A 7,835-nucleotide genomic window follows, 5' to 3' on the forward strand; every position below is an offset into this window, starting at 1 on the left:
TAATATTAATAGTTTTGATCAAACAAAAATTATAGATAACCCAAATAACCCGAATAATTCGCTAGACCCGCAAAATCAAACGTATTTAACAGCTGATCAAGTAAATCAAAATTGTTTAGTTTCATTATTATATTTACCAGTAAGTGATAAAGATCAAGATGGTACATATGATTTCAATTTACAATCGATTATTCAGATGATAAATGATAGCGACATGACATTAGACGAATTTATTAAAATCATTCAGGATATTGAAAACGGAAATACTCAAGAGTTTCTTAAATTAATAAGTGAAATGCCCGAACTAATGGATATGAACGCGTTACCTTTTATGGCGACCCAACCCATTTACACTTATTCAACTGCTAGTTCTCCAATAGTTCCGGTATTATTCCACTTATCTGGAACAGGTCAAAAATATTCGCTAGACCCATCTACAAATAAAGGGACAAGTGATATTAATCCTGATTCTGGTGCTTTTAATATGACAATGATGAATTTTTGAAATGGAGTTCTGTTGCATCCATATTCTAATCTAGAAACACTTGATCCTAGATATAAAATAGTTATTTCATTAAGTGTCAGTGAATTAAAAAATACTAAAAATATAAATGATTTTTATAATTATGTAAATAATAAAATTATCAATAAAATTTATACTTGTCTAACTGATATGTGAGAATCGCCAAAGTTGCAACCCAGATTTAAAGATGATTTACCACCAACTTTTCAAGAGTTCAAACAACATTGGAACAATGTATATAAATATAACACCAATCCTGAAATTTCTTCGGATACAGGGAATCCATTACCGTGATTCCATTTTTACGACAATGAACATTCAGCAAATAATATGGACCCTGTAAATAATTTCGAATGATTACAAACTTGAAGTTCTGCAAGTGTACAACAAATCCAACAAAATGTTCCTACATTAAATGTTTATTATTCATGTCGAACTGATAATGGTGCTGCTAGCCCGCGGTATAATCAGTTAATTTTAAATTTTAGAATTGTTTGGGGGCAATAAGATGGACAACAATCAAAAACTAGATGATTTAAAAGTTAACAATAACACCACTGCTGAAATAGTGGTAAGGTATTTTATTTTATTTTCTGGATTAATTTTAATGTTTAGTAGTTTTTTTATTGGTAAGGCTTGTTATTTTGCAAGTCACTATTTTGAATGAGAAATTGGACAAATAACAACTTCTAAATTTCAATTATTTGGAAATATTGTTGGGGCAGGCACGTTATTAATTTCTTTAATTTTTGTTGGTATCTTAGTTTTTCCATTTTTGAAGGAATCAGAGCCTGCAAAAATTAAAACATTGGTTATCGTGAATTATGTAACATTATTTATTTTGATAATGCCACTAATTGCGATGATAGTTTATACTTTAACTATTTATTTCTTCACAGAAACCCTAGTAGGGATAGTTTTACTTGTGATAGGGGGAGCAATGATGTTAATTTTTTATCAGATTTTATTAAAACAAATTAAAAAACAATGGCAAGAAAGAAAAATGATTGAATATAAAATTGACCAATTAAAATTAGAAAAATTCATTAAATAATTATTATTGATTTAAAAAGAGGTTATTAATTATGGGGAAAAAAGTTAAAAGTAAATCAACTAAAAAAACATTGAAAATAATGCATTGAACTACCTTTTTTTCTGTTTTAGCGACAATCGGTGTGGTTGTAGGTTTATTTTTTATTCCTTCAATTTACAGTGTTAATTTAAATTCTTTACCTAAAATTGATAATAATAATTATTCTAATTTATACAATGAATTAAATACACTTTTAGATGATGAGTTTAACAACAACAACTATAATTTATTTAATTTTCGAATAAGTTCAAAAAAAAGTAATCACAATCCAACAATTTCGAATACGTTAAGCGATAATTTTTTAACTGGTTATATGACACAAGAAGAGGTTGGAAATAACTTAAACGATTCTAATTTAAAGAATAAATTAGTTTCAGATATTTATAGTGACAACAATTTGTGAAATGACATTAATAATATGTTATATGGTTCAAAAGCAACATTATTGGATGCGAATAATGTAACAGACCAAAATGATTTATATGTAAATTATAAAGATGAAACAATGAAATTGATCATTGCTCCAGAAATTATCATTAGCAATGTTGATAATGATCATGATGGTTATCATGATGCTTATAGTTTGGTGCATATTGCACAAAACGGTACTTACAATTATCAAGTTTCCTACAGTTATAAAATTGGGCTAATTGCCTTAAACGAATATGGTCATTATTATAATTTAGACAAATCTTTTAATTATGAATATAACCGAGTATTTGATCGTAATTTATATCAAATTTTACATATGATGGATGATGTGTATTTAAATTGAGACACGACAGCAGAAAATAATGCGACTTTAATGCAGAGCATTGTACAAACATATTATCACTATTTAAATGTCGGCGATGGTGAAAAGTTAATTTATTTATTAGATGGTACATCAGTAAAATCTGAAATTAATCTAGATACAGTGTTCGGAAACGGTGCACAACAACCGATAGAATATGATAATCGAAATGTTTTGGGTAATGATATTTATGATAGCTTGATTCAAGTTAATCAAAATTCAAAAGACCAATTAAAAGATTTCAACCAAATTTTAGGGTTTTTAGGAGTTAATCCTTTAACTATTTCTAATGATTCTAGTGGCGGAGTAAATGATGTTTATTCAGGCTATGCTCCAGAAGATATTCAAACTGATAATTCTGGGGAATGAAATTCTGTAAAACATGAATTTCACACAAAATGAAAATTAGAATTTGCCGATCAACAAACTACCATAAATGGTGATTGAACTCAAAAGAGTTATAATAACCCAGAAAAATCATTAGATTGTACAAAAAAATCCAACTTTTTCAAGGATTCCAATAATACCTTAAACCAAATAGCGAGCAATGCTGGTGGCACAGAATTCAGTGGCGATCCCAATCATTTGACTCAGTTTGAGTCATATATTAATAACACCAATAACTATAAATCTAGTATCGATTCACTTATAAGGAATAACATAGCATCACCTGGGAAAGAACATTTGAATTCTTGCGCTATTGATGTAACATCTGTCGATAGTAATTATATTACTGATGGAGAAGGTAATATAGTTGGAGTTAATTATAAATTTTCTTTAAAAATAAGTTACACAGTCACATCACCAAGTAACTATAACAAAACATTCCTATTAAATTATAATCAAAGTTATGAAAATAAAGTTTAATACTAATAATACCAAAAAAAATATATTTAAACAATATATTAACTTTAAAAAACATTAAAAATATTATATAATTATAATAAGAGTTTATAATTTTTAAAGGGTCAGATAACAATGATAGATGATAATTTAACAGGTACAATTTTCCCTGATTTAGAATCCTTGGATAAAATAAATGCCACTAAAGAAATTAAACCAAATAATGTAAAAAACGAAACATTTGCAAACGGGAATCAAAATAATTTATCAGAGATTGAATTAGAACGAAAACGTTTTAGCTATGCCAATCCATTACGTCATAATGACTTTTCTAATCGTAGAATGTATTGGGGGAGTGGTAAAGAAATTTTCGCAAGATTAATGATTCTTTTTTCACAAATCGCAAACATTGCAATGGCTTATTGTTTTGGAGTCTTTTTTGCTGGACCAATCGCTGAACACTTTATTACTGATTCGAGCGCTTTTGCTGGTGTTGGTTGAACTGTAAGTCAAGGGGTGACGAACATTTTAATTGTGGTTACTGTTATTTCAGCTTTTTTATTATATTTACCGATGATCTTGTGTAGAACAGCTGGGTCGGTTTATGGTTGAGGAATATCTTATATTGTTTTGGGGATATTATACTTTGTGACCTTTGAATTATTTTATTCAATAATGTTAATTGTTTCTGGATTAATATCAGACATTATAAAAATTGAACCAAGGCTTACAGTAATATTTTTAATTGCAACCTTAGTAATTTCTGCATTAGTCATAATTGGTGGTTGTATGTTAATTGTGAGATCTGACGATATTAAAAGAAGAATTAATGTAGAAAAATAATATTTATTAGAGGGGTTAAATTATGGAAAGAGATGACAAGATTATTCAATTAATCAATATATTACAAAAAGGCCTGCATGAAAAAAGAGATGTTTTTTGTCTTGCTGTTTTAACTATGCTTTCTGGTGAATCTTTGTTTTTATTAGGTAAACCCGGAGTCGCCAAATCTTTAATTTCTCGTCGAATGAAATTTGCCATTCAAGATGGAACTAGTTTTGAATACCTAATGAACCGTTTTTCAACTCCTGAAGAAATTTTTGGTCCTATTTCCATTAAAGAGTTACAAGAGGGTAAATATATTAGATTGGTTGATCGTTACCTACCTACATCATCAATTGTTTTTTTAGATGAAATTTGAAAAGCAGGTCCAAGTATTCAAAATACGTTGCTAACAATCATTAATGAAAAATTATTTAGAAATGGTGGCGAAGATATGAAAGTACCTTTAAAACTGTTAATTTCAGCATCTAATGAGCTTCCTGCAGAAGGCCAAGGACTGGAAGCTTTATACGACCGTTTCATTATGCGTTATATTGTCCGTGGGATTCAAAATGAAAATTCATTTAATGAAATGATAAATGCTAATATCCCGATAGACATAGAAGTTCCTGAGGAGTTGCAAATTAGTGATGTTGAATTTAAGGAATGAAAAAAAGGTATTGCTAATGTTAAAATGGATCAATCAACTTTTAATTTCATTAAACGAATTAAAATCAAATTAGCTGTTTTAACCCAAGGCAAAGCGTATATTTCTGATCGTCGTTGAAAAAAAATCGCTGGCATAATGAAAGCCTCAGCATTTTTCAACAACCGCCAAGTTGTAGATAAACCAGATTGATTAGCAATTAAGTATTGTATTTGAGATGATGAAGAACAAGAAGAAGTTTATGGGCGTATTTTTCAAGAAATATATATTGAAAGTTTGACATATGACTTAAGAGAAGAAAAAGCTATTATTGATCAAGAATTTATTCAACTAAATCAAATCATTAAAAATTTTGAAGACCCGCAAGGTCATGCCGTTAAAAATATTTATATTGACCCAAACAAATTGAAAGGTAATTTTTATCGTATTTTAACAGCAGATAAAGAATATCCAATTAAATACATTAGTATTGCAGAATTTGATAAGCTATTGCACAAAAAAGAAACAGTCAGTCTGTATATTGCCAAGGATTTAACAAGTCAACCAAAAATTAAAAAACATAAATTTAAATTAATTGACCAAAAAAACATGATTTTATTAGACATGGGTACAGAAGAAAAATGTCCAATTGAATTAAAAGATTCAAATGGTGTCGAAGGAGATATAACAAATATAGAAAACAAAATGCAAGAATGTGAAAATCGACTTGCAGATATAAACAATCGTATTTTCCATGAAAAAGATCGATTATTATCATTACAATCAATCTTTTTCCAAAATGAATATTCACTAATGGTCAACAATGCGTTCACTGATGAGGAATAGTAATATATTTAACTAAATTAAGGTGATATTAATGGCTCAAACATTGGAACAAAAACAACTAGAAAGATTACAGCAAAAATTCAATGAATGAAAAAACAAAGATCGTTTAAATTTTCATTTTAAATTTCCTGCCAATCATAAAAAATGAATGAGCCAATATTTTGATCAAAATATTAATAATTTTTATGATGTTAAATTAAACAAAGAAGTCCAAAAAATTGAATTATCAAAAAATATTAATAATGAAATTCACTTATTTAATTGAGTTGAAGCAAACGATTTCCAAACTTTGGTTAATGATTATGATAAAGTTCAAGATTTTTTATACAAAACTAAGTCTAAATTTTATAGTAGATTGAATTATTATCGTATTTTAATTGAAAAAAATGAAATTAATCCTAATGTGTTGCACAAAGATTTTTTAAACACCTGAGAAGGTCTTTTAATTAAAAAAATGTGTGATTATCGATTATCCAAATTAGAAGAAATGCGTAGTCAATATAGTCAGGAAATGTATAACAAAATTGAAATTAGTAAAAAATTAGGTAAACTAATGCAAACTATTTTTAATTTTTTTGGTGATTTCCAAACATTTAATTTAGATAACATCAGTAAAGTGCATTTAGAAGCGATTGCCAAATTAATCGCATACCTTGAAAAAGATCCTGCAATCCTGAAGATAGCAAGTCTATTAGGTAGATATAAAGGGGTTAGCAATTTAATTGAAGAAAGAATTCATGAACATATTGTAATTAAATATGAATTACAACCAGGTGGTAATTCTCCAGAAGAATTAGTCGGAATTACAGAGTCTAATGACCTAGAACACATATTACCAACAGAAATATCTTTTTTAAATAATCCAAAATTAGTTAATATTTTTAATAAAAAATTTATTGAGCATAAATTGCAAACCTTTGAATTTATTTCTGAACACCTAGTGCCCATAGAAACTATTGAAGAAAAAATAGTTGAACATAAAGTGCCGGAAAATAAAGGTCCAGTGATATTATGTTTAGACACATCTTCATCGATGCAAGGTATTTCTGAACAAATTGCCAAAGCTATTGCCTTAGCGGTGGTAAAAATTGCACATAGAGATAAAAGGCCATGTTATTTAATTAATTTTTCGAATGGATATGAAGTTTTAAATTTAACTAAAAACAAAAATTTCATTGAAGAACTAATGAAATTTATTATCATTAGTTTTAATGGTAATACCAATGTCGATCCAGCCATCAATCATGCGATGGATATGATGGATACAAATGAATATTTTAACTCAGACTTATTGGTCATTTCAGATTTTTATGTCCCAAACTTGTCTAATCAGATTTTAGATAAGTTACAGTTCTTACAAAAAAGAAGAAATCGTTTTCATGCAATATCTATAGGGAAGGGTGAAGAGGTTAATATTAATAAAAAAACCTTTAATAACTTTTGATACTATAATCCAGACGACCCGTTTACAGCAGAAAATATTGTAGTTTCTTTAGAAGACCAATTACTAAATCAGTACAAACCACATGATGTAAATAAGGTGTATTTTGACCAGTAATTTGAAACACAAGAATATTTATTATATATTTAATATATTAATAAATATATAAGGATTTTTAAAGTGCTGTCACAGAATTTTTTAGAACAGATTAAGAATAAACAAGCTAATTTAGATAATTTTATTTTTGAAAAATCAAACACTTCACGTGAAGAAACAGTCCAAAAGAGGCAATTAGCATTCATCATTGAACTTTCAGAGTTTATTAATGAACAAAGAGATTTTAAATATTGATCAAAAAAACCAACTTCTGATAAGGATATTTTATTAGAAGAGTATGTCGATGGATTACATTTTTTAATAAGTATTGCCAATGATATTGAAGGATTAGATTTTAGTGAGTTTAAATTTATTCCAATCAAATGAGTTTCATTAACTAAATTATATTTAGACTGTTATAACAAATTTATGTTTTTTACAAAAAATGTTAGAATATCACATTACTTTATTTTATTAAATTCATTTTTAAATATTGGTTATAATTTAAAATTTGATGAAGATATAATTATTAAACATTATGAAAGAAAAAATAAAATTAATTTTCAACGTCAAGAAAATAATTATTAATGGTTAATCCAAATGGCAAATGATTATAGCTATCAAAAAATTGTTAGAAGAAGAAATAATTCAGATGTTAAAGAAATTCCTTTGACTAAAAAAGAACAAGAATTATTAGTTAAAAGTTTTACTTATAAAATAATTAATCGCTCT

General features: G+C 27.4%; 7 protein-coding genes. All 7 read left to right on the plus strand.

Translation table 4 applies throughout. The features are described from left to right. Positions 1 to 1,030: hypothetical protein (locus AAHM77_RS00430; protein WP_342252165.1), on the plus strand; the 1,030-nt coding region annotated here is incomplete at its 5' end. Position 1,031: 1 nt separating this feature from the next. Next, positions 1,032 to 1,577, plus strand: a complete 546-nt coding sequence (locus AAHM77_RS00435) for a hypothetical protein (RefSeq protein WP_342252166.1) — start codon at positions 1,032 to 1,034, stop codon at positions 1,575 to 1,577. 31 nt (positions 1,578 to 1,608) lie between these two features. Continuing rightward, a complete protein-coding gene (locus AAHM77_RS00440; RefSeq protein ID WP_342252167.1) occupies positions 1,609 to 3,276 on the plus strand; it encodes a hypothetical protein in 1,668 nt (555 codons plus the stop codon). A gap of 111 nt (positions 3,277 to 3,387) precedes the next feature. Continuing rightward, entirely contained in the window at positions 3,388 to 4,095 is a 708-nt protein-coding gene (locus tag AAHM77_RS00445; RefSeq protein WP_342252168.1) for a hypothetical protein, read from the plus strand. Between the two features lie 22 nt (positions 4,096 to 4,117). After that, a complete protein-coding gene (locus tag AAHM77_RS00450) occupies positions 4,118 to 5,566 on the plus strand; it encodes an AAA family ATPase (protein WP_342252169.1) in 1,449 nt (482 codons plus the stop codon). 31 nt (positions 5,567 to 5,597) lie between these two features. Continuing rightward, positions 5,598 to 7,124, plus strand: a complete 1,527-nt coding sequence (locus AAHM77_RS00455; RefSeq protein ID WP_342252170.1) for a VWA domain-containing protein — start codon at positions 5,598 to 5,600, stop codon at positions 7,122 to 7,124. 63 nt (positions 7,125 to 7,187) lie between these two features. Further along, a complete protein-coding gene (locus AAHM77_RS00460) occupies positions 7,188 to 7,691 on the plus strand; it encodes a dUTP diphosphatase (protein ID WP_342252164.1) in 504 nt (167 codons plus the stop codon). The last annotated feature ends 144 nt before the right edge of the window (positions 7,692 to 7,835 follow it).

Source organism: Spiroplasma endosymbiont of Amphibalanus improvisus (assembly GCF_964030645.1).
In the GTDB taxonomy this organism is placed as follows: domain Bacteria; phylum Bacillota_I; class Bacilli_A; order Mycoplasmatales; family Mycoplasmataceae; genus CAXIPX01.